The sequence below is a fragment of the Streptomyces tubercidicus genome, assembly GCF_027497495.1.
Lineage (GTDB): Bacteria > Actinomycetota > Actinomycetes > Streptomycetales > Streptomycetaceae > Streptomyces > Streptomyces tubercidicus.
The window spans coordinates 3897721-3919295 of the sequence record NZ_CP114205.1 but is presented as its reverse complement, the minus strand read 5'-3'; the positions used below and the strand labels follow the sequence as shown (position 1 = coordinate 3919295).

Sequence of the window (21575 nt, the reverse complement as noted above, 5' to 3'; positions counted from 1 at the left end):
TCGTCCGGCCGCGGCTGGTTTCTTCGGACCTCGGTGCTGCTCCCGTGAGTCCTTCGGCTAGTGCTTCGGCTGGTAGTCGGCGGCCTTGACCTGGAGCGACACCCGGACCGGTGCCGCGTGGGCGAAGTGCAGCCGGACGGTGACGACGTCGTCCTTGGTCGGCTTGTCCTTCAGCCCCATGAGCATCAGGTGGTTGCCGCCGTGGCCGAGCTGGAGCGTGCCGTTGGCCGGGATGGCCAGGGAGTTGACCTGCTCCATCTTGGTGCCGACGGTTTTGTGGATCGTGATGTTCTTGGCCAGGTTGCTGGTGACCGAGGTGAGCTTGTCGGCGGTGTCACCGTTGTTCTTGATCGTGAAGTAGGCGCCGGCCATCTGCTCGGTGACCGGCTCCGGCATATACGCGCCGCTGACCTCGATCTTCGGGGCACTGTCCGCGCCGCAGCCCGCCAGTGCGAGACCGGTCGCCAGGGCGAGAGCGGCGGCGAGGGGAGTACGGCGGTTCACGGGTTCTGCCCCTTGACGATCTTCGGAAGTGCCTTGGTGTAGTTGTCGGAGGTGGCGTCCTGCATCCCCATCCAGTGGACCTTGTCGTCCTTGGGGGAGGTCAGCAGCACCTGCGCGCCATGGGTGGAGACGACATCGCCGTTCTTCTTCTTGACCGGCTTCTCGATGCCGATGTTCACGCTGCGCGCGCCGCCCTGGATGGTGTCGAACTTTCCGGTCAGCCCGACGAAGTCCTTGTTGATGCCGCCGAGCCACTTCTTGAGGGTGGCCGGGGTGTCGCGCTCCGGGTCGGAGGTGACGAAGACGACCCGAAGATCCTTCTGTTCGGCCTTGGGCAGCTGCTTCACCGCGACCGCGATGTTGGCCATCGTCAGCGGGCAGACGTCCGGGCAGTTGGTGTAGCCGAAGTAGATCAGCGTCGGGTGGCCCTTGGTCTTCTCCAGCAGGTCGTACTTGGCGCCGTGGGTGTCGGTCAGCACCAGGTCAGGCTTCGCCAGCGGGCTGTCGAGCGTGACGATCGGCTTGGCGGTGGTGCCGCCGGACACCGTGGCGGCGGGCTTGTCGTCGTCCCCGCCGCAGGCGGTCAGGCTGAGGGCCGCGGCCGCCGTGAGGGCGGACGCGAGCAGGGTCGTTCTACGCATTGCAGATAAATCCCGTGAGTTGAATCCCGGGGGTCCGGGAAGGGGTGTCGGGCCGGCGCGGGTCGGGCGCCGGCCCGTCCGTGATCAGGCGCTGCGGCGCCGGCCGGCAAAGACACCGAAGCCGATTCCGATGAGGCCGACGACGATGCCGACGGCGCCCAGGACGCGCGCCGTGGTGTCACCGTCGGCGGCGTCCTGGCCGGCCGCGGCGCTCTTGACGTGGCCCTTGTCGCCGCTCTTCGCGTCCGCGCCGCCGTGCTCGTCCTCGGCCGCGGTCAGCTGGAGGACCGGCGCCGGGTTCTCCGGCTCCGGGGCGCCCTCCTTCGTCGGCTCGATCCAGCGCACGACCTCCTTGTCGTCGTACGTCTGGAGGGCCTTGAAGACGACCTGGTCGGCGTCCTCGGGCAGCATGCCGACGGAGACCGGGAACTGCTGGAAGCGACCGGGCTCGACGCCCTTGTCCTCCGCGGTCCAGGTGATCTTCGAGGGGGCCTTGTCGATCTTCTCGCCGTGCATCTCGATCGGCTTGGCCAGCTTCGACGTCTTGACGTCGATCTTCCAGCCCGGCACCGGCTGCGGCATGACCGAGGCCAGCGGCTGGTCGGTGGGCAGCGTGACCTCCAGCTTCACCGTCGAGGCGTCGTCCCGCTCATTGGGCACCTTGAAGTTGACGGTCGCATAGCCGCCCTTGGGGGCCGGGCCCGCCGGCTGCACGCTGACATGGGCGAAGGCCGGGGCTGCGAGCAGCACCACACTGCCGACCGCCGCGGCGCCCACGAGCGGCAGCCGTCGCGCGAACCGCCGGGTCCGCGACGCGTCCGCCTGCTGCTGCGGCATCTGCGGCGACTGCGTCATCTTCGAGATCTTCGACATCGGAAAAACACTCCACAGGAAGGAGAAAGGTGCTGGTGACGGTGCAGGTGGCGCGCGTGCGGCGACCGCGCGCGAGCCCGTACCCCCAGTCCTGTGGGAGCGTGCTTCGCGCGTGGTCAGGCCGCGAGGGCCAGGGTGGGTGGCCCTCGCCTGACGACACTGTGGTGGAGTGCGAGGTCCTTCGGGCCGGGTTTGTCATCCCCGTACGAAACGGGGGCGCGCCGCGCCTCTTCGTGCGCCGCCCCGAGGCCCATGAGCAGGGCGTGGACCAGCGCGAGCGCCCCGCGCACCGCACCGATCAGCGTGTGGACCGTCGCCTGGTACGCCGGAGCCGACAGCCGGACCAGCCGCCACAGCGCGGCCTCGCCCCGCCGCAGCAGCCAGCCGAGGGCGAGCGCCGCCAGCAGATGCCCCAGCAGCATGGGCAGCGACGGCAGCAGACCGTGCACCGCCGCCGGGTCGGCGGCGGCCGTGCCACCGGCCGTACCGTGCCCCGCCGGTGCGGCCGCCCCGGCGGCGGAGGCCGCGTCGAAGCCTCCCGGGCCGAGCGCCCGGCGCGCCTGCGCACCGTCCACCCGCCCGGCGCCGAGCCCGCACGTCATGTGCCGGGCGATGCTGATCGCGGCCTGTTCCGAGAGCCCGCCGGATCCGCTCCGCCCAGGGGCGGGCGCCGGCTGCTGCCCCCAGCTGAACAGCGCATGCAGCGCGAGCTGTCCCAGGGCGAGCCCCACGGCGATCCCCGGCAGGGTGCGTTCCCGCCCGGCCAGCGGCACCGCGACCGCGAACACCGCGGCGGCGGCGACGCCCAGCGTCCACAGCGGGACGGCGGCGCAGGAGCCGAGGATGTGCCCGGCCGCGGACAGCGCGACGCAGGCCGCGGTGAAGACCGCGGCCCTCAGCAGCCGGAGATCGGCGGCTGCGCGCGCTGGGGAGGCGGGCGGTGGAGTCATGGCGGCGCCATCATCCCACTGGCCACACGGGCCCCGGACGGCAGGTCGGTGTCAAGGGGCGCCCGGCGGGGCGTCCGAGGAGGCAGGCAGGGCGCGCGAGGGCGCACGGACAGCGCGGCACCTACACCGATGCGCTCACTCTTCGCATCCGCCGAATGAGCGGTATCACGTCCCGGACATGCTTACGGACCTTGCGGCGCGGCAATAGGTATCGATATGTCGAGCCGCGGCCAGGAGGCTGGAGCGATGAGCATCTGGTGGTCACTCCATTTGCGGCGCGAGGCTGCGAGCGTGCCGCTCGCCCGTCGCCTGCTGCTGGGCACGATGGAGACCGCGGGGGTAGACCCGGACATCTGTTACGACCTGTCGGTGGCCCTCTCCGAAGCCTGCGCGAACGCCGTCGAGCACGGCGGCGACGCCACCGAGGACTACCGCGTCACGGCCTTCATCGACGGCGACACCTGCCGCATCGAAGTCACCGACTCGGGCCCCGGCTTCCGCTGCCCCGCACCCCCCGCCCCACCCCATACGGCGGCCACGGACCGCCCCCTCCCGGCCCCCGTGCCCACCCCCGCGCAGGCCCCCGAGTTTGCCGAGGACGGCCGGGGGCTCTTTCTGATCGAGGCCCTCACCGACCACGTCCGCTACCGCAACCGCACGGGCCGCCCCGGCGCAGTGGTCAGCTTCGACAAGATCCTCAAGTGGCGCGAGGGGGCGGCGCTTCCTATGGCGTCGTGATCACCCCGGTCGCGGGGCCGGCCGCACACCTTGGCCGTACGCGAGCGAGCAGGACGCGAGGCGAGCAGGACGTCAGGTGTCAAACCGGGCGAACGTCGGCAGTGGGGATATTGGCCGGAAACCGCCCATGAGGGAGAGGGGCAGCGCGGTCTCGCGGTGGGAGGACCTCCCCCGCGGCGTCCCCTGTCCCTGCGAGACCAGCGCGCACCATGATTAACGCGAAGTTGCTCGCGTTAACTCGTCTCGGACAATACTTGGCGTGAACCCGCACTGCAATACGGAGCCGTCGTGACGACAGCGCACCACGCCCCGGGCGAGACCAGACCCGGTGGACGTACGGCACGTACCCGCAAGGCCGTACTGGCCGCGGTTTTCCAGGAGTTGGAGGACGGCGGCTTCGCCGGACTGACCATGGAGAAGGTCGCGCAGCGCGCCGGGATTCATGTGGCGACGCTCTATCGCCGCTGGCGCTCCGTCGAGGGCCTGGTGTGCGAGCTGCTGGCCGAGCGGAGCTCCGATGTGCCGCTGCCGGACACCGGCAGCCTGCCTGAGGACCTGCGTGTGCTGGCCCGCTCGATAGCCGACTTCTACGGCGAGGCGCGGATGAGCTGTCTGATCGAGGCGGTGGTGTCCGCCGCGGCGCGTGACCCGCAGGCGGCGGCGGTGATGCGGTCCGTCTTCGGCGAACGGCTGGCGCTGGCCGGCCGGATGGTGCGGCGGGCCGTCGAGCGTGGCGAACTGCCCGCGGACACCGACCCGGAGGCAGTGATGTCGGCGCTCGGGGCGCCCTTCTCCTACCGGATTCTGATCGCCCGCCGCCCCGTGGACCGGGACCTCGCCGACTCCGCCGCCACCGCCGTCTGGGCGGCGGCCCGCGCGGGCGCGTACACGAGAAGGAGCGGCGGCGGCCCGGCCAACGACACGCCCCCCGGCGGAAGTTGATCCACCGGGAGGCGTATACGGCGTTCCGCGCTGCTACTTGCCGAGCAGCCCGGCCATCCAGGTCTCGACCTCGTCCGACCGCCGCGGCAGCCCGGCCGACAGGTTCCGGTTGCCGTCGGCCGTCACGAGGATGTCGTCCTCGATGCGGACGCCGATGCCCCGGTACTCCTCAGGGACCGTCAGATCGTCCGCCTGGAAGTACAGTCCGGGCTCCACGGTCAGCACCATGCCGGGCTCCAGCGTGCCGTTGACGTAGTGCTCGGTGCGGGCCGCGGCGCAGTCGTGGACGTCGAGGCCGAGCATGTGGCCGGTGCCGTGCAGGGTCCAGCGGCGCTGCAGGCCCAGCTCCAGCACCCGCTCGACCGGGCCCTCGACCAGGCCCCACTCGACCAGCTTCTCGGTGAGCACCCGCTGCGCCGCGTCATGGAAGTCGCGGTAGGCCGCACCCGGCTTGACCGCCGCGATGCCCGCCTCCTGGGCCTCGTAGACCGCGTCGTAGATCGTGCGCTGGAGATCGGTGTAGCGGCCGTTGACCGGCAGGGTGCGGGTGACATCCGCGGTGTAGAGGGTGTGGGTCTCCACACCGGCGTCCAGCAGGAGCAGTTCGCCGGAGCGGACCTCGCCGTTGTTGCGGACCCAGTGCAGGGTGGTGGCGTGCGGGCCGGCGGCGCAGATCGAGCCGTAGCCGATGTCGTTGCCCTCGACGCGGGCGCGCAGGAAGAACGTTCCTTCGATGTAGCGCTCGCTGGTCGCCTCGGCCTTGTCCAGGACCTTCACGACGTCCTCGAAACCGCGCACCGTCGAGTCGACGGCCTTCTGCAGTTCGCCGATCTCGAACTCGTCCTTCACCGCGCGCGCTTCGGAGAGACAGACGCGCAGCTCCTCGTCCCGCTCGGCGGTGACCTTGTCGGTCAGCGCGGCCTCGATACCGGCGTCGTGGCCGCGCACCACACGGACCGGGCCGGTGGCCTCCTTGAGCGCGTCGGCCAGCTCACGGACGTCCTTGCAGGGGACGCCCAGCAGAGCCTCGGCCTCCTGGAGGCTGTGGCGCCGGCCGACCCACAGCTCGCCCATGCCGTTGAGCCAGAACTCGCCGTTCTCGCGGTTGGAGCGGGGCAGCCGGTGGATCGTCGCCTCGTGGGTGTCGCCCGTCGGCTCCAGGACCAGGACGCTGTCGTCGGTCTGGTCGCCGGTGAGGTAGACGTACTCCGTCGAGGCGCGGAACTGGTACTCGGTGTCGTTCGAGCGGGTCTTCAGGTTGCCCGCCGGGATCACCAGGCGCTCACCGGGGAAGCGCGCGGACAGCGCCGCCCGGCGCCGGGCGGCGTTCGGGGCCTGCTCGATCGGCTGCAGATCGCGCAGCTCGGTGTCGGCCCAGCCGCTCTTCATGTTCTCCGCGAGCTCGTCCGAGACGCCCGGGTAAAGGCCGTTCTTGCGCTGCTTGATCGGCTGCTCGTCCTCGTCCGGGGTCTCCGGAGTGAGCGCGTCGGTCACCATGCCTCCTTGAAAGACTGAACCGCATTCCATCGTATGTGCGGATCGAAAACGGTCCAGGGGCCGGAAGGTGTGACCTCTCCGGCACTCCGGCCAAAGGAGGCATGACGCCCGGCGCGTACGGGCGGGACGTGACCGGCGGCCGGCGGGGCGCGGCGGCAGATCCGCTTCCCGGACCTCCGCCGTAGTGGCGTGCTCAGGGCCGGCCCCGCAACCAGGGCCGGGGGCCGCCGGACCGGCCCTGAGCCGCCGGACCGGGGGCTACTCCTCGAAGTACGCCGCGAGCAGCACGACGTCCTCCTTAGACGCCGGATCGTCCAGACCCTGCGGCAGCATCGTGCGCACGATGTGGTCGACGACCGCCTCGGGATCGTGCCGCGCGGCCCGGGGGACGCCCGCGGCGGCGGCGTGCAGCCGGGTGAAGGCGCGGTCCATGGGCTCGCCGGTGCGGTGCAGCAGCCCGTCGCTGTAGAGCAGCAGGGTCTCGCCGCGGGCCGGTTCGATCTCCACGCTCGGCGCTTCCCAGCAGGCCAGCATGCCCAGCGGCGCGGACAGCGAGGTCTCCACGTACTCGGTCCGCAGATCACCGAGGATCAGCGGCGGGCAGTGGCCGGCCCCCGCCAGGACGATCTTGCGGGCGAACGGGTCGGTGATACCGCCCGGCATCGGGGGCGCGGGCGGCCCGCCGGGCGCGCCGGGCGGCGGCTCGGTGAAGGCGAACAGCGCGGTGGCGCTGCGGGCCGGTTCGGTCAGCCGCAGCAGCAGTTCGAGGTCGGAGAGGACCGCGACCGGATCCTCGCCCTCCATGACGGCATAGGCGCGCAGCGACGCCCGCAGCCGCCCCATGGCCGCCACCGCGCTCGGCCCGGAGCCGGTCACCGAACCGATGGCCAGCCCCAGTGCGCCGTCCGGCAGCGGCAGCGCGTCGTACCAGTCGCCGCCACCGCGCGGCCCGCTGCTGTGCCGCACCGCGAGGCGGACGCCGGGGACCCGCGGCAGCCGGTGCGGCAGCAGCTCCTCACGGAGGATCCGTACGGCCTGCCGGCTGCGGTGCAGCTCCAGGAGGCGGGCGAGGTGTTCGGCGGCGTGCGCCCGGTAGAGGCCGATGAGATGGCGTTGCCGTTCGGTGGGCTCGGCCGGTTCGTCGTAGAGCCAGACCGCGGCGCCGGTCCTGCCGATGGGGTCGGCGGTAAGCGGGATGGCGTAACTGGCGGCGTACCCGAGCCGGGCCGCGACCTCCCGCAGGCGCGGGTCGAGCCCCTTCTCACCGGGGATGTCGGGTTCGGAGATCTCGGTGCACGGTCCGGCCGCCGCCGCGCCGCGGGCGCCGGGGGGACGGCCCGCGTCGCCGGCCGCGGGCCGGGTGCCGTCGCCACCGGCGCCCGGCTCCGGGAGGCCGTCCAGTATCCGCGCGTACGACAGGGCGCGGCGCGGGATGGTTTCGATGGTGCCGATATCGGCGTGGCCGAGGCCGAGGCCGATGGTGGTCTCCGGGCCGTAGCCGTCGGCCGGGGCGAGGACGACCAGCCCGCGCCGCGCACCGACCAGGGAGGCGCCGGCGCGCAGCAGCTCGTGGAGGGCGTCCTCCAGCGTGCGGGTGCGCGCCAGCTGTTCGGTCAGGTCGTGCAGGGTGCTGAGGTCGGAGATCCAGCCGGCCAGCCGGTCCTGCACGGCGGCGAGTTGGTCGACGGCGGAGAGGTCGGGGGCGTCGCCGGGGGCGGGGGCTGACGCGGCGTCGGGTGCGGTGTCCCGAGGGGCGCCCGGAAGGGTGGCGGGCGAGCCGCCGGACGGGGTGCCGGCGGTGGGGCTCGCGGGGGTGTTCCCCACGCGCGGGTCGACAGTGTGCGTGGGGGCGGGAAGGGCTGGTTCGATTCCAGCCACTTTCGGAACGTGCGGGGCGGTCATGGTTGGCGTCTCTCGTTGCGCCCGATGATGACCCAGGTCAGGCCGCTTTTTGGTAGGGAGTGCGGCATTTTGTTGAGTGATGTTGGGCGGTGCGGTTGGCCACTCAAGGTCCTCAATAGCATCGCAAACCCCCATGTCATGCTGCTCCGCTATCAGTGCTCCACATGTACACGCATCAACGATGTGATGTCCAGCACTCTCCCTATGGGGTTTGTGGTGTCAGCGAGGTCTGTCAGATTGGCCTGAAAAAAGCCCCCCAAGCGTCAATTTGAGGTCGACTGACGGCGATCAGCAGCGCGTCATCACCACAGTGGCGGGTACGTACTCGGAAAGGTGCGGGGCCAGTTGGGGCCGCACCGGAACTCTCCGGCGGACACCGGCGTCTAATCAGGCGACGACCGCGACGCACCCCCAAGAGGCGGGGGCTGCACCACGGAGGCGCAATCGCCAGGCGCGCGCCACCCCCCGCCATGTTCCACGCTCGGCGTACGGCGTGATGCGCTGCCTTGTACACGCGGTCAGTGATCCACGTGGCGTGATCGAGATGCGATCGACCCCGGGTTGCACGGCCGGGCCGCAGGAAACGCCCCACCACGGCATGAAGCGGCACGGCACGGACAACGGCGAACCGGCAAGAAGAGCCATGTAGTGCGATGGACGAAGCCCTCGGCGTTAACGGAAAGGAACGAGCGCTCATGCGCGAGATCCTCGGAAGGCGACGCAAGCTCCTGTTCCGGCGCGGCGGAAGGTCGGCGCTGCTCGGTGCGGCGCTCCACTGCGCCACCGAGTGGCAGTGGCCCGTACTTCCCGGTGTGGGGATCAGGCCCGCCGGCCGGCAGCAGGCCGGTGCCCGGCTCGGCCTCGGCGAGCGGACCGGCCGCCGGTGCAGCTGCCCCGACCCCGAATGCGTGGTGCCCGGCGCGCACCCCTTCGACCCCGGTCTGCTGGCGGCCACGACCGATGCCCGGATGGTGCGCTGGTGGTGGGCGAACCGCCCCGACGCCCCGATCGTGCTGGCCACCGGCGGCCGTGCGCCCTGCGCGGTGAGCCTGCCCGCCGTCGCCGGTGCCCGCGCCCTGGCGGCCCTGGACCACTTCGGCGTACGCCTCGGCCCCGTGGTGGCGACGCCCACCCGCTGGTCGCTGCTCGTATCGCCGTACGACCTCGCGGAGTTGGGTGAGCTGCTGCACTCCCAGGACTGGGTGCCCAGCTCGCTGCGGTTCCACGGGGAGGGCGGCTATCTGGTGCTTCCGCCCTCCCAGATCGCCGCGGGCCGGGTCCGCTGGGAGCGGCCGCCGCTCGCCGGTCCGGCCGCGCCCTGGCTGCCGAAGGTGGCCACGATCGTGGACGCCCTGGTCACGGCGAGCACCGGCACCCCCGACGGCGGCAGCCGGCTCGCGTACTGACGCCCGCGGTACGGCCCGCGCGCCCGTCCCGTCCGCCCGGCGGAAAAAGGGGGAACAACGCGCGGGCGGATCACCCGTTCGGGTGTGACCGGCCCGGACAACTACGGGGAATGGGCGTCCGGGTGTCCGGGGGCACCCCCGCCGCCCGATAAGTTCGGCCCACCGTCAAGCCGTCGTCAGCGGCATCTCAATCGCAGGTGGGGCCCATGCAGCGTGCGCAGAAAGTCCGCATGACCGGTCTCGCCGGCGTGGTGGTGCTGGCCGTTGCCGTACCGCTGGGCGCCGCAATGGCCGGTCCGGCCGACCTCGCGCTTCCCGGGGCGCCCGGCATGTCCGAAAACAGCCCTACGACCCCAAGGGGCATCAGCACCGATAGCGGCACCAATACGGGCATGAGCCCCGCCGCCGCCCGCCCCCGGACCGCCACCGGCTCCCCCGCCGCCCTCGCCCGTCCGCCCCGCTCCGCCCGTACCTCCCGCTGCGGCCCTCAACTCACCGCTCCCCAGCGGATCGAGGCCCAGACCTGTGTACTCGCCGAGAACGGGCTGACCTGGGGGCGGACGTACTACCGCAACCTCGCCGGCGCCCCGCTGCGCGCCGTACTGACGCTGCTGCGGCCGGACGGCACGACCGTCCAGGTGCACTGCGCGGTGTCGGCCTCCGGCGTGCCGGGCCTGTGCGAGACGCCGACCGGGGCGACCGTGCGCAGCGGCGGGCCGTACGGCGCGGTGGCGGAGTTCTCGGATGCGGCGGGGGAGCGGCTGCTGCTGCGCTCGGGCAGCAACGCGGCTGCGGGAGGCGGGAGTTCGGGCCGCTGACGGCACCGGGCCGCGGACGGCCGGACCGGACCGGGCGGTACACCCGGCTCCGGGCATGGAAGCGCCCGGTCGCTGGCGACGGGGGATGCACCAGCGACCGGGCTTTTAGAACCGTAACAAGAGATCGGCGGTTCGCAAATTCGATCGTGGAATTCCGGACGCCTATTTACCGGCAGGTACGGGGAGTTGTGACAGGGGTCACGTCTGAGGTACCCGGAGGCGTCCGTTCCGCACGATCGGGCGGGCCGATCAGCTCAGGGTGATCTGGCGGTTGGTGAGCCCGCCGCGCGCCCGGCGCTCCTCCGGGGTCAGCGGCGCGTCCGCCGCGAGCGCCTCGGCCAGCCGCTCGGCGAACGCCGCGGCGGGCTTGGCGACCTCCTCGGCGCTCATCGACGAGGGCAGGTCCCAGACCGGGACGACCAGCCCGTGGGCGCGGAACGAGCCCACCAGGCGGGTGTCTTCACCGAGCGAGGAGGCGCCCGCGGCGTGCAGCCGGGCGAGCGCGTCCAGCAGCTGCTCCTCGGGGTGCCCGGTGACCCAGCGCAGGTGGTTCTTGTCCGGGGCCTCGCACCAGTAGGCGCCCTCCAGGCCGGGAATCCGGGCGGTGGGAATGGCCGCCGCGTTGGCCCGCTCCAGGGAGGCGGCGACCTCGCCGGTGGCGTTCTCGGCGTTCTCCACCCAGAACTCGAAGCCGGTCTGGACGGCCGGCTCGAAGGCCGCGTCCGGGTCGAGCAGATCCTGCAGTCGCGGACCGTCGGGCGCCGCGCGGCCGGCGGCGACCGGGGTGCCGGGCTCGGCGGCCAGCGCGCGCTGGAGGGTGTCGGCGAGGTCGCGGCTGAGGTCTCCGGAGGCGGTGTCGTTCTGCAGTCCGAGCATCACCGCGCCGTTGTCGCGGCGCAGCGCGGGCCAGGCCATCGGCAGCACGGTCGCCAGCGTCACGGACGGGACGCCCTCGGGCAGACCGCCCTTCAGCGTCAACTCGGCGGTGGCGGCGGGCACCAGCTCGCGCAGCGCCACCCAGTCGCACTCACCGGGCAGGCCCTCGAAGGGGCGCTGCACCAGCTCGGTGGCGGCGTGCGCCGCCTGTCGGCCGTGACAGGCCTTGTACCGGCGGCCGGAGCCGCACGGGCAGGGCTCACGGGCGCCGACGACCGGCACCTCGCCGTCCTTGATCTTCGATGCTGCGGCCTGGGGCTGGGGACGGCGCTTCTTGGCCATGGCGACGGTGTCTCCTGGTCGATCCTGGGCGTACGGACGCGTATCGGCGCGAGCCTAGAGGATTGCGTACGAGGTCGCGCCCGGCCGCGCGCTGGCCGTGTCACGCCGTGCCGCTACGGCAGATCGTCGAAGTCCGGGAAGCCCGGCAGCGGCCGCCCCGTGCGCACTCCCGCGCGCCTGGTGAGCGAGGGCGGCAGATCGGGCGTCAGATCCACGCGCGTAGCAAATGCACCTTGCAGCGAAAGCGCCGCCCAGACCGTCACCTCGCCGACGACCGAGTCGTGTACGCCCCAGTCCTTGGCGAGCGAGCGGATGATCGCCAGCCCGCGGCCGCCGCGCGCCGTGATCGACGGAGTGGCCGGAAGGGGCCGGGTCGGGCCGCCGCCGTCCGTGACCGCGACGGTGAGTCTGCCCTGTGCGTCGATGCGCCAGGACGCCCGGACGGATGCCACCGGTGCGTCGTTCGTCTCAGCCGTTGCGGAGCCCGGTGATCCGTTTTCGTATATCGGACGCGCATGGCGACACGAATTGCTCAGCAGCTCCGAAAGGATGAGGACCGCGTCATCGACGACTGTGTCCTGAACTCCACTTGCCAACAGCTCTTCTCGCATGCGCCGCCTGGCCATGCCTACGCCCACGGGACCATGGGGTACGGCCATGATCGACGACGTCGGCACCTCTTGTGCCACCACCAACGCCACCCCCGAGACCTCCTTTGCCCCACGCCACGGGATGAATGCCCCAATGGACTGGACCGGAAACCGGCCAAGCGGCACATGGTGACGCATTGGGCACGATCACGTACGGGCCGAATGCGCCGGTGCACACCCTGTGATGAGCTTTAGCCAAGGCCGAGTTGGATTCGTACCTGTTTGGGGCGATTCGTAATCACCGCATCCACCCCCAGTTCCTGGCACAGCTCGACATCGGCGGTGTCATTGACGGTCCACACGTGGACGCGATGGCCCGCGCGATGCGCCCTGGCGACGTAGTCGGGGTGCGAGCGCAGGATGCGTATCCCGGGGCCCGCGATGCCGACGCCGGGCGGGAGCCGGCCGTCCCGGTGCCGCGGGGTGAGGAACTGCATCAGGTAGACGCCGGGGATGCAGGGGGCCGCGGCCCGTACGCGGTGCAGTGAGCGCGCCGAGAAACTCATGACGCGGACCGCAGGGGTCCAGTCCGTACGCAGCGCCGGATTGGTGTGCCCGAACCGGGTCAGCAGCTCGACCAGCCGCTCCTCCACCTGTCCGGCCCAGCGCGTCGGGTGTTTGGTCTCGATGGCCAGCTCGACCCGGCGGTCCGCGTCGGCGACCAGCTCCAGCAGCCGCTCCAGCGTCAGTACGGAGGTCCGCTCGGGGTCCTCGTGCTGCCGGTCCGGTGCCTCGTTCGCGAACCCCTCGCCCTTCCAGGAACCGAAGTCGAGCATGGCCAGATCGGCGAGCTCCAGGGCGGAGACCGGGCCGCGCCCGTTGGACGTGCGGTTCACCCGCCGGTCGTGCACGCAGACCAGATGCCCGTCCGCGGTCAGCCGGACATCGCACTCCAGGGCGTCCGCGCCGTCCTCGATCGCCTTGCGGTAGGCCGCGAGGGTGTGCTCCGGCGCGTCCTCGGAGGCACCGCGATGGGCGATGACGGAAATGGTCGGACGGTCCGGACGGGCGTCCTGGGAGGGGCGGGCATAGGTCACCGCGTTATCGTGCCATCCGCCCCCGAGGAGGCGCCGGGCACATACCCGACGTGCGGAACAGGGGATGCGCCGGTTTTGTCCGGCATAAAGGATGAGGGGACAGTCACAGCCTCGACTTACGGTGCTCTGACGCGCGGTGGGAAAGGGTGGTAGGGAGACTCGCCCGCATCGCCCTGCCCGGATCACCGGACGGGGCCCGCGGACGGGGCTCACGCACGGCCGGGGTGTGCGGGACGCGACCCGCGGATCACGGTCGGCGGCCCCGGACCGGCGGACCGGGACTCGCCCGTATCGCCGGGATCCTTGATCCTGGAGTACCGGGTTCCCCGCCCACCGGCACGAGGAGCTGTACGACCCGGAGGGCCCCGGCCCGCCGGACCGCAAGAACCGCACCACCCGGCGGACCGCGAGGCCCGCAGGCAACCGGAACAACTGCACCACCCGGACGCACCCCCAGGGTCCGGCCGAACCGCAAGCCCCGGAAGAAACGGCCCGCCCCGGATCCCGCGCAGGGATGACATCCGGGTGACAGGGAAGCAGCCTGCCAGGCCGTGGACGCCGAACAGTCATGAAGCTGAGGAGAGAGCTGTGAGCACCGAGAACGAGGGAGCCGCCGTCCCGCCGGAGGCCAAGCCGCCGGCCGGGCCGCCGCCGGACAGTGCCCCCGCGTCGGCCTCCGGCGCCCAGGCTCCCGACGCCCCGTACGCGCCGCCCCCGCCGGGCTTCGCCCCGACCGCGGGCTCGGCTCCGGGCGCCGGACACCCTCCGCAGCCCGGCTACGGCCACCCCGGCGACGACCCCACCCCCGATCAGACCGCCCAGATCCCGCCGTACCCGGGCACCGGCCAGGGCACCCCCGGTGCGGGCGGCGGCTGGGGCCAGCAGCCCCCGTACGGCGGCGACCCCTGGGCCGTGCCCGGCAGCCCCGCGCCCAAGCGGCGCAGCGGCGGGCTGATCGCGGCCGTCCTGGTGGCCGCGCTGGTGGCCGGCGGTATCGGCGGCGGCATCGGCTTCTGGGCCGCGGGCCAGAACGACAGCGCCTCGACGACGGTCTCCGCGCCCGGCGACCCCGGTGCGCTGAACCGCAAGCCCACCTCCGTCTCCGGGATAGCGCAGAAGGCGCTGCCGAGCGTCGTGACGATCGAGGCGCAGGGTGCCACCGGCGAGGGCGGCACCGGCACCGGCTTCATCTACGACAAGCAGGGCCACATCCTCACCAACAACCACGTCGTCGCCAGCGCGGCCGACGGTGGCAAGCTCACCGCGACGTTCTCCAACGGCAAGAAGTACGACGCCGAGGTCGTCGGCAACGCCCGCGGCTACGACGTCGCCGTGATCAAGCTGAAGAACGCCTCCGGCGCCCCGCTCAACCCGCTCCCGCTCGGCAAGTCCGGCAATGTGCAGGTCGGCGACGCCACGATCGCCATCGGCGCCCCCTTCGGCCTCTCCGGCACGGTCACCACCGGCATCATCAGCGCCAAGGACCGCCCGGTGGCCTCCAGCGACGGCGGCGGCAGCAGCGCCTCGTACATGAGCGCCCTGCAGACCGACGCGTCAATAAACCCCGGTAACTCCGGCGGCCCCCTGATGGACGCCGCCGGCAACGTGATCGGCATCAACTCCGCGATCCAGTCGGCCGGCAACGGCGGCGGCATGGGCGGCGAGTCCCAGCAGTCCGGCAGCATCGGCCTGGGCTTCGCGATCCCCATCGACCAGGCCAAGCGGGTCGCCCAGGACCTGATCAGGACCGGCAAGCCGGTCTACCCCCAGATCGGCGTCCAGGTCGGCATGCGGGACACCGGCGACGGCGCGACCATCGCCCAGACCGGCAACAACGGCTCCAAGGCCGTCACCCCGAACGGCCCCGCCGACAAGGCCGGCCTCCGCCCCGGCGACACCATCACCAAGCTCGACGACACGGTGGTCGACAGCGGCCCCACCCTCATCAGCGAGATCTGGCAACACAAGCCCGGCGACGAGGTCACCCTCACCTACAAGCGCGGCGGCAAGGAGCACACCGCCCATGTCACCCTGGGCCAGCGCACGGGCGACAAGTGACGCGCTAGTCTGATCCCGCGACACCTTCGCGCCCCGCGCACAGGTGCCGCGGGGAGGCTTGCCCGAGCGGCCTAAGGGAACAGTCTTGAAAACTGTCGTGGCGGCAACGTCACCGTGGGTTCAAATCCCACAGCCTCCGCCGAGGTAGCAAAACTGCAGGTCGGAGCGGGTCCCGGTACTTCCGGGGCCCGCTCCGACTGCGTTTGCTGTCTCACCTCATGCGCCCGGATCCCACTCGTGACCAGGGCGTGTGGCGCCAGGCTGTGGCGCAGATTCGCCCGGCGGCGCGACCTCACCCTGTGGTGGCGGATTCCTCCGGTGCCCCCAGGGCGTCGCCGATGAGCTGGTTCGCCCGGTGCTCCTGGCCGTGGAGGATCTTCGCGTAGAACTTCCAGAGAACCGCGATGCTGTGCCCGGCCCGCCGGGCGACTTCCACCGGGTCGACTCCGGCCTTGATCTCGCCACCAGGACAGGCGGGATCGGGACCGGCCGGGTGGCCTTCCGCGCACGGCGCTTGAGCCCGCGGAGTTCGTAGGGCTTGCCGTCGTCCGTCCAACCCGCACCGACTTCCGGGCGACTCCGGTTCAGGATGAGTTCTCCCCAGCCGGACGCGGGAAGCTTGCAGTCCCGCTTGCTGAGTTGGGCACACATCGGAGCTGTGCGCGCGGGTCGTCGAGATGGGTCGAGCCCGCAAGGTCTCTGCCTTGTAGTCAGTTGCTTGGCCGGTCGACGTCCGGCTACTGTCCACTCAAGATCTAATGTGCTTCATCGCACGTTAGGAACGGGGCAGTTCACGACCACACGCTCGCAGCCAGTGCGCACCAAGACCAGCCGCGCACATGGCGTCTATGAGCGTGCCCCGGAACCGAACTCGACTTACTGCGGGGGAAACTTGAACTCATCTTTGAAGCGGCGCGCCTTGATGGGGGCCGGCACGGTGTTCGCGGCCCTCGGCGTCATCGGGTACTCCGCCTCTTCCGCCATGGCGGATACGGAATATTACTCCGAGACCAAGGCCACATATGTGGAGTACTGGCCCGACGGCGACGGCTTCCGCGTCCATGACAATGCCCCCGATGGTGCCTCGGCTGCCGTCCAGTACCGGTTGGCGAAGGAGGAAGACCCCAATCGCTACTACTCGACGAAGACACTTGTGTCCTCGGCTGGATACGGCAAGTCAACGGGATTCGTCCGGAACTTCCCTGAGAATAGGGAGCTCGACTTCCGCGCCTGCAGCTACAAGGGCGGCAAGGCATACGCCTGCACTAGCTGGACCTTGGCCAACACCTCCAATATCTGACCATACCTGGCGCCTCGCCGGGTAGTGGACTGGCGTCAAGCACAGCAGAACGAACGAGGGACCGTGGCAACTGCCACGGTCCCTTCGCGCTACCGGCCGGAGACGTCGGCCGCCGGTGCACCGGGAATGCGTGTGGCCAGCCTGCGGCCAGGATTCGGTCGGCAGCGCGACCTCACGCTTTGGTGGTGGTCTCCTCCGGTGTCCCCGGGGCGTCGTCGATGAGCTGGTTCGCTCGGTGCTCCTGGCTGCGGAGGATCTTCGCGTAGAACCCGCGGACCACCCTCCGACAGACCCCCGCCGGGGTAGCGTACTTGTCCGTCTACGGCACGCTGTTCCTTACCGGAGCCATGGCCGCGGCCCGAGCGGAAGACCGAGCGACAGCCCAGGAGTTCCTCCAGGAAGCGGAGACCGCCGCGTCCCGGCTCGGCGCCGACGCCAACCACATGTGGACGGCCTTCGGCCCGACGAACGTGGCGATCCACCGTGTAGCCGCTGCCGGCGAGCTGGGCGACGTCCAGGTCGCGTTGGACCTCGGCCCCCAGGTGGACACCAGCAGCCTGCCGGTGGAGCGGCGGGTCCGGCACGGCCTGGAAGTCGCTCGGGCGCTGAGCGCCTGGAACCGCACCGACGACGCGCTTGCCGCCGTGCTGGAAGCCGAGCAACTTGCCCCTGAGCAGGTCAGGCACCACTACATGAGCCGAAACCTCGTCCTGGGCTGGGTCCGCGGCACCCGAGGACGCCCGAGCCGGCCGATCGCCGACCTGGCGGAGCGGCTACGAGTGGTGTGAGCTGGTCAGGCTCGTTCGCATGAGCGACAACGAGCACGAGGCGAAGATGGCGCGCCCGAGGATGGCCTCGGGCGCGTTGTTCTTCGACGAGCAGGGCCGGGTTCTGATGCTGGAGCCGACGTACAAGGACTACCGGGAGATCCCAGGGGGCTACGTCGAGGCTGGCGAGTCACCGCTGCAGGCGTGCGTCCGGGAGGTCCGCGAAGAACTGGGTATCTCGCCTGAGATTGGCCGCCTGCTCGCTGTGGACTGGGCGCCTAGTCCGGCTGAAGGTGACAAGGTGCTCTACCTCTTCGACGGCGGCGTGCTGCCGGTGCAACTCCGGGACCAGATCCAACTGCAAGCCGCGGAAATCGGCGCCTACGACTTTCACCTGCTGGACGCCGTCGCCGACCTCACGATCCCGCGGCTGGCTCGGCGAATCGTCGCTGCGGCAGCGGCACGGACCGAAGGACGGGTGGCCTATCTGGAGCACGGTCACGCTCCCGGGCATGACGGTCCGGTATCGCCTCACGGACCAGCGTAAGGGCCCCCTTCTCTCGCCCCAAGGGCCAGACCTCAAACTCTCTCCGCACCGCCAGCGAGGACACCAGCTGGCCGACTGGGCAGCAAAGCAGCCGACAGCTATGTCATTCGTCGACGCACCGAGTGGCCTCCACTATACGGATTCTCCTCCAATAGCCTGCCGAGCTGCATGAATGAAATTTTCAAGTTTGCCCCCTCGTTCCGCATCGAGATTCTCGATGTCTCGGACCACTTGCCCTGTGATTGCATCCAAGGGACGGTCGAAGCCCTGTCGACGGGATTGGAAGCTCAGCTCTTGCAGCTCAGTGGCGACATCCTGGTCAGCGCTGCCAAGGGATTCGGCCGCTAGACCGACGCTTGGCGGGCCTTCAAGCTGCACCAAGGTGACCAATTCGAGAAGGCTAGAAACGACTGCCTCAGTGTCGGAAATGAGTTGTGGATTTTCGCTCGACCTGCTCTTCCAGAGCGCTTCTACGAGCTTGTCGAACTCGTAGTGCTTTGAAACTAATTTACTGTAGGCCCCGCGCCTTGCCTCGCGATGCACCAGCCACCGTTGGGCTTCTCGATCGCGTTCCTTCTCGTAACTATTCTGCCAGCCCTGTCGCAGAGTGAAAAAGCCAGTGGCGGAAGTGCCCAGCAAGGCACTGCCCGCACCAATAATCGCAGTCCAATAGTCAGCCGCCAGGGCATTTAATCACGAATTGCGCCTTGTCTCCCGCAACGACGCACCCTGCAGCTGACTCGGCCTGTCGCAAAGATCGGTAGCGCCACGGTTGCAATGCAACTTCCTAGGTGTGTAGCGAAGCTCTCCTATTCCTGGTATCGGTGTATGTGATTACGGGTGGCAGTCGAATGAGCAAGCCGCGTTCCACGGTCACTTCCGCTCGGAGCCTTGCGGTAAAGCAACGAAGTACAGCAACCGTGAGAACCAGTGTCGGCTGTCATGAACTCTTGCAGTTCGGTTGAGCAGGCGGAATGGCGCAGCGACCCCGTGGCCGATAGTTCGCAAAGAGGAGGTCACTGTGTTGTGGCCTGTGAACGACTGTCGAAACCTGTCTTCACTTACTCAAGGCACCCGGCTGCGCTCCGCTCCGCCGGGCGCGCTTCCCGGCTCTGGCTGCGCCCGCGCTCCTGCCTTCGGCCAGCTCGGCGCTGCCGCCGCCGACGCGCGCCTGCGATGGATAGGCCTAAGGAGTCCTTTCAGAAAGCTGGGAGTTTGCGCGCGAGCACCATGCAGTGGGCGAGTTGGAGGAAGGCGTCGTGCATGTCGTCGCGTGCCTCCCAGCGGATCCGTAAGCGGCGGGGGCCGTGGAGGTGGGCGATGGCGGATTCGGCGACCCATCGGACGCGGCCCAGGCCCGAGCCGTGGGGCTGCCCGCGGCGGGCGATCTTCGGGGTGATGTTCCGCTCGCGCAGCCGCCGGCGGTAGATGTCGTGGTCGTAGCCGCGGTCGGCGTACAACGCGCACGGCTTGCGGCGGGGACGGCCCCGCTTGCCCCGCACCGGCGGCACACCATCGACCAGCGGCAGGAGCTGGGTGATGTCGTTGCGGTGTCCGCCGGTCAGTGACACCCGCAGCGGAATACCGTGCGCGTCGGTCATCACATGGTGTTTCGAGCCCGGCCGTGCGCGGTCAACCAGACTCGGGCCGACTTTTGGGCGGCTTCGCCCCCGCTTGGCCTGCACATGCGAGGCATCGACCGTGGCCCGGGAGAAGTCGAGGCGGTCCGCCGCCCGCAACCGGCCCAGCAGCACCCGCTGAAGCTCATCCCAGACACCGGCCGCCTGCCACTCGGCCAGCCGCCGCCAGCACGTCGGCCCCGAACCGAACCCCAACTCCTGCGGCAAGAACTCCCACTGGATCCCGGTATAGAGCACGAACAGCACACCCTGCAGCGTCCTGCGGTCATCGATCCGCTTGCGCCCCGGATACCGGTAGCGGCGTTCATGCCTGGGAAGAAGCGGCTCGATCACCGCCCACAGCTCGTCACTGATCTCCCACGGCTTCGGCCGAGTCATCCTCAACCCCTGAGGAACGAGATCACCTACCCCTCCACCGTGCCACACGAAGATCATTCTGCAAGGACCCCTAAGGGGCATGAGACGAGAACCAAGCCCGCGACTTCAAGACGATGCCTCCGGCGGGGGCACTCAGACTCCGGGATGGAGGGGCACCATTCGCGAGTGCCTGCCGGAGTGTGGCGAGCACGGCCGCGGGCCCGGCGGCGGCGTCGTAGGGGGCTCCCATCCCGACCGCCTTCGACCCAGGCAGAGCCGAGCAGTCGCGGTTCAGGGCGTCAAGGTCGTTCGTACAGTGGCGCGTTCCACCTTGACGCCCCGAACCACGGCCGCTCCACGGTGTGTGGGTCGAGATGGGAGCAGGGGCAGGGTAGGCGTTGCCAAAAAGCCGGAATATATCACCTTCGAGCGCACAGATCTGCCACTATGACTCCATGACGGCCCAAAAATCGTGCCCTATCTCGGCAGCACACAAGCGCCTCATGGATTGCCATGCAATGTGGCACGCGGTGGCCGATGACTACATGAAGCCCGAGAACGTCCGAATGCATCTGAATTCCCTAATGCAGGGAATGCGGAATGTCACCTTTATGCTACAGAAGCAAAAATCCACCCTTCCCGGGTTCGAGGAATGGTACACGGAGTTTCAGGTGGCAGCGAAATCGAACCCCTTGATGCGCTGGTCAGTAAACTCTCGAAATAGAATCGTAAAGGAATCCGACCTTGAGCTACTCAGCGAAGCCAAGGTGCGTTGGATTGGGGATTGGGTAAGGAAGCAGGAAAGAAACTTCGCATTCCCTCCTCGGATGTCATCGAAAGCGATTCTTGCGACAATCTTCTCTGATCCCGGAAACCCCCAAATGGGCGTCGTTACCATTTCTCGCCGATGGGTTGACAAAGCGCTTCCCGGCAGGGAAATCCTTAGCGCAACACGGGAAGTGTTTATTATCCTCAGTGCCTTGATTGCGGCCGCCCATAATGCGGCCAGCTCGGAAGAATGCGGCTTAGGTGCCCGCGAGCCAGCCTGTGTAACCCCAGCCCTGACTGCAGAGCCTCTCGCTTGCATGGACATCAATCCTGGCTGGTTGCAGGAACACTTGGACTTGGAAGCAGGTCGCGGAATCGAAGAGGTCGCATATTTCATTGAGCAAGCCCCGGAAAGTCACAGGAAATCACAAAAGTGGTACGGTTCTGCGGTAAATGTTCAGGGAAACCCAATCGAGGTAGCCCCGCAGATTATGGAGCAAGCTGGCAAGGCGCTTACGCGCGATAAGAAGCACGTACCTCTAATCTGGTTCTTTCGAGATGATGTGGTAGTTGACTCCATGGTGCCGATATTTTTCGATCAAAATGGAAAATACCTCACCATGCATCGAGTCGCCGATCGCGTGGAGTCGCTGCGCGCTAATGGCGTTATTTTCCTCAATGAAGCTTGGTACACAACGGATGAGAAGCTGGATAAGGATGGGCGGATAATTCCGCCGCGCGATCGGAGGCGAGATCGTCGCGAGGCGCTCCACGTTCTCGTGGCCACGGAGAGCGGCAAGTACGCGTCATTGCTCACTCCCTTCACGCGAACCGTATTCGGGAAGATTATCTTGGGTGAGTCAAATATTGACACGGCAATCGATCTCGACACTGATGGTCAATTCAACGTCTTGCGCCCAGTAATCGACCGATGGGGTAAGGCGTGATCTCGTATTCTCCGG

21 protein-coding genes and 1 tRNA gene are annotated in these 21575 nt (G+C 69.4%); 11 read left to right on the top strand and 11 right to left on the bottom strand.

The genetic code is table 11. The annotated features are described in order from the left end of the window. Positions 1-57 precede the first annotated feature (57 nt). The 4 genes from STRTU_RS17050 to STRTU_RS17035 all read right to left on the bottom strand — a co-directional run bounded on the left by STRTU_RS17050 (position 58) and on the right by STRTU_RS17035 (position 2968). Positions 58-504, bottom strand: a complete 447-nt coding sequence (locus STRTU_RS17050; protein ID WP_159744291.1) for a copper chaperone PCu(A)C — start codon at positions 502-504, stop codon at positions 58-60. After that, the gene (locus tag STRTU_RS17045) at positions 501-1145 is read right to left on the bottom strand and encodes an SCO family protein (RefSeq protein ID WP_159744290.1); all 645 of its coding nucleotides are present in this window, start codon (positions 1143-1145) and stop codon (positions 501-503) included. The genes STRTU_RS17050 and STRTU_RS17045 overlap by 4 nt, the downstream gene beginning before the upstream one ends. A gap of 84 nt (positions 1146-1229) precedes the next feature. Further along, positions 1230-1982, bottom strand: coding sequence for a YcnI family copper-binding membrane protein (locus STRTU_RS17040; protein ID WP_167539248.1), 753 nt, complete (start codon positions 1980-1982; stop codon positions 1230-1232). Between the two features lie 152 nt (positions 1983-2134). Next, entirely contained in the window at positions 2135-2968 is an 834-nt protein-coding gene (locus STRTU_RS17035; protein WP_159744288.1) for a hypothetical protein, read from the bottom strand. 246 nt (positions 2969-3214) lie between these two features. Here STRTU_RS17035 and STRTU_RS17030 point away from each other — a divergent pair, with 246 nt between their 5' ends. Both STRTU_RS17030 and STRTU_RS17025 read left to right on the top strand, forming a co-directional pair. After that, entirely contained in the window at positions 3215-3706 is a 492-nt protein-coding gene (locus STRTU_RS17030; protein WP_159744287.1) for an ATP-binding protein, read from the top strand. A gap of 288 nt (positions 3707-3994) precedes the next feature. Next, on the top strand, positions 3995-4648 hold the full coding sequence (locus STRTU_RS17025; protein ID WP_159744286.1) for a TetR/AcrR family transcriptional regulator: 654 nt from the start codon (positions 3995-3997) through the stop codon (positions 4646-4648). Between the two features lie 33 nt (positions 4649-4681). On the opposite strand, the gene STRTU_RS17020 is transcribed toward STRTU_RS17025, so the two are convergent. Next, complete coding sequence (locus tag STRTU_RS17020) at positions 4682-6142, bottom strand: aminopeptidase P family protein (RefSeq protein ID WP_159747016.1); 1461 nt, start codon at positions 6140-6142, stop codon at positions 4682-4684. A 261-nt stretch (positions 6143-6403) separates the two neighbouring features. Further along, positions 6404-8047 (bottom strand): PP2C family protein-serine/threonine phosphatase, encoded by a 1644-nt coding sequence (locus tag STRTU_RS17015; protein WP_246240674.1) that lies wholly within the window; start codon positions 8045-8047, stop codon positions 6404-6406. A gap of 695 nt (positions 8048-8742) precedes the next feature. Between STRTU_RS17015 and STRTU_RS17010 the strand changes: the two genes are divergently transcribed. Further along, on the top strand, positions 8743-9453 hold the full coding sequence (locus tag STRTU_RS17010) for a bifunctional DNA primase/polymerase (protein WP_159744284.1): 711 nt from the start codon (positions 8743-8745) through the stop codon (positions 9451-9453). Between the two features lie 230 nt (positions 9454-9683). Then, positions 9684-10271: a hypothetical protein gene (locus tag STRTU_RS17005; RefSeq protein ID WP_246240671.1), complete on the top strand. Its 588-nt coding sequence runs from the start codon at positions 9684-9686 to the stop codon at positions 10269-10271. A 249-nt stretch (positions 10272-10520) separates the two neighbouring features. On the opposite strand, the gene STRTU_RS17000 is transcribed toward STRTU_RS17005, so the two are convergent. The 3 genes from STRTU_RS17000 to STRTU_RS16990 form a co-directional block, all read right to left on the bottom strand. Further along, positions 10521-11489: a DUF5926 family protein gene (locus STRTU_RS17000; protein WP_159744282.1), complete on the bottom strand. Its 969-nt coding sequence runs from the start codon at positions 11487-11489 to the stop codon at positions 10521-10523. Between the two features lie 113 nt (positions 11490-11602). After that, complete coding sequence (locus STRTU_RS16995) at positions 11603-12277, bottom strand: ATP-binding protein (protein ID WP_246240668.1); 675 nt, start codon at positions 12275-12277, stop codon at positions 11603-11605. 53 nt (positions 12278-12330) lie between these two features. Then, positions 12331-13176: a glycerophosphodiester phosphodiesterase gene (locus STRTU_RS16990; protein ID WP_159744280.1), complete on the bottom strand. Its 846-nt coding sequence runs from the start codon at positions 13174-13176 to the stop codon at positions 12331-12333. 588 nt (positions 13177-13764) lie between these two features. Between STRTU_RS16990 and STRTU_RS16985 the strand changes: the two genes are divergently transcribed. Both STRTU_RS16985 and STRTU_RS16980 read left to right on the top strand, forming a co-directional pair. Beyond that, positions 13765-15234, top strand: a complete 1470-nt coding sequence (locus STRTU_RS16985; RefSeq protein ID WP_159744279.1) for a S1C family serine protease — start codon at positions 13765-13767, stop codon at positions 15232-15234. A 52-nt stretch (positions 15235-15286) separates the two neighbouring features. After that, a tRNA-Ser gene (locus tag STRTU_RS16980) sits at positions 15287-15373 on the top strand. Positions 15374-15526: 153 nt separating this feature from the next. Here STRTU_RS16980 and STRTU_RS35970 read toward each other — a convergent pair. Further along, positions 15527-15670 carry a hypothetical protein gene (locus STRTU_RS35970; protein ID WP_308789380.1) on the bottom strand — a complete coding sequence of 48 codons (144 nt, stop codon included), beginning with the start codon at positions 15668-15670 and terminating at the stop codon, positions 15527-15529. A 378-nt stretch (positions 15671-16048) separates the two neighbouring features. Here STRTU_RS35970 and STRTU_RS16970 point away from each other — a divergent pair, with 378 nt between their 5' ends. The 4 genes from STRTU_RS16970 (at position 16049) to STRTU_RS16955 (ending at position 18196) form a co-directional block, all read left to right on the top strand. Beyond that, positions 16049-16534: a hypothetical protein gene (locus tag STRTU_RS16970; protein ID WP_159744278.1), complete on the top strand. Its 486-nt coding sequence runs from the start codon at positions 16049-16051 to the stop codon at positions 16532-16534. 311 nt (positions 16535-16845) lie between these two features. Further along, on the top strand, positions 16846-17322 hold the full coding sequence (locus STRTU_RS16965; RefSeq protein ID WP_246240666.1) for a hypothetical protein: 477 nt from the start codon (positions 16846-16848) through the stop codon (positions 17320-17322). 19 nt (positions 17323-17341) lie between these two features. Further along, complete coding sequence (locus tag STRTU_RS16960; RefSeq protein WP_159744277.1) at positions 17342-17848, top strand: NUDIX domain-containing protein; 507 nt, start codon at positions 17342-17344, stop codon at positions 17846-17848. 168 nt (positions 17849-18016) lie between these two features. Continuing rightward, positions 18017-18196 (top strand): hypothetical protein, encoded by a 180-nt coding sequence (locus STRTU_RS16955; protein ID WP_159744276.1) that lies wholly within the window; start codon positions 18017-18019, stop codon positions 18194-18196. An 851-nt stretch (positions 18197-19047) separates the two neighbouring features. On the opposite strand, the gene STRTU_RS16950 is transcribed toward STRTU_RS16955, so the two are convergent. Further along, positions 19048-19866, bottom strand: a complete 819-nt coding sequence (locus tag STRTU_RS16950) for an IS5 family transposase (protein WP_159744275.1) — start codon at positions 19864-19866, stop codon at positions 19048-19050. 434 nt (positions 19867-20300) lie between these two features. On the opposite strand from STRTU_RS16950, the gene STRTU_RS16945 reads away from it, so the two are divergent. Continuing rightward, on the top strand, positions 20301-21560 hold the full coding sequence (locus STRTU_RS16945; protein WP_269777366.1) for a hypothetical protein: 1260 nt from the start codon (positions 20301-20303) through the stop codon (positions 21558-21560). Positions 21561-21575: the final 15 nt, after the last annotated feature.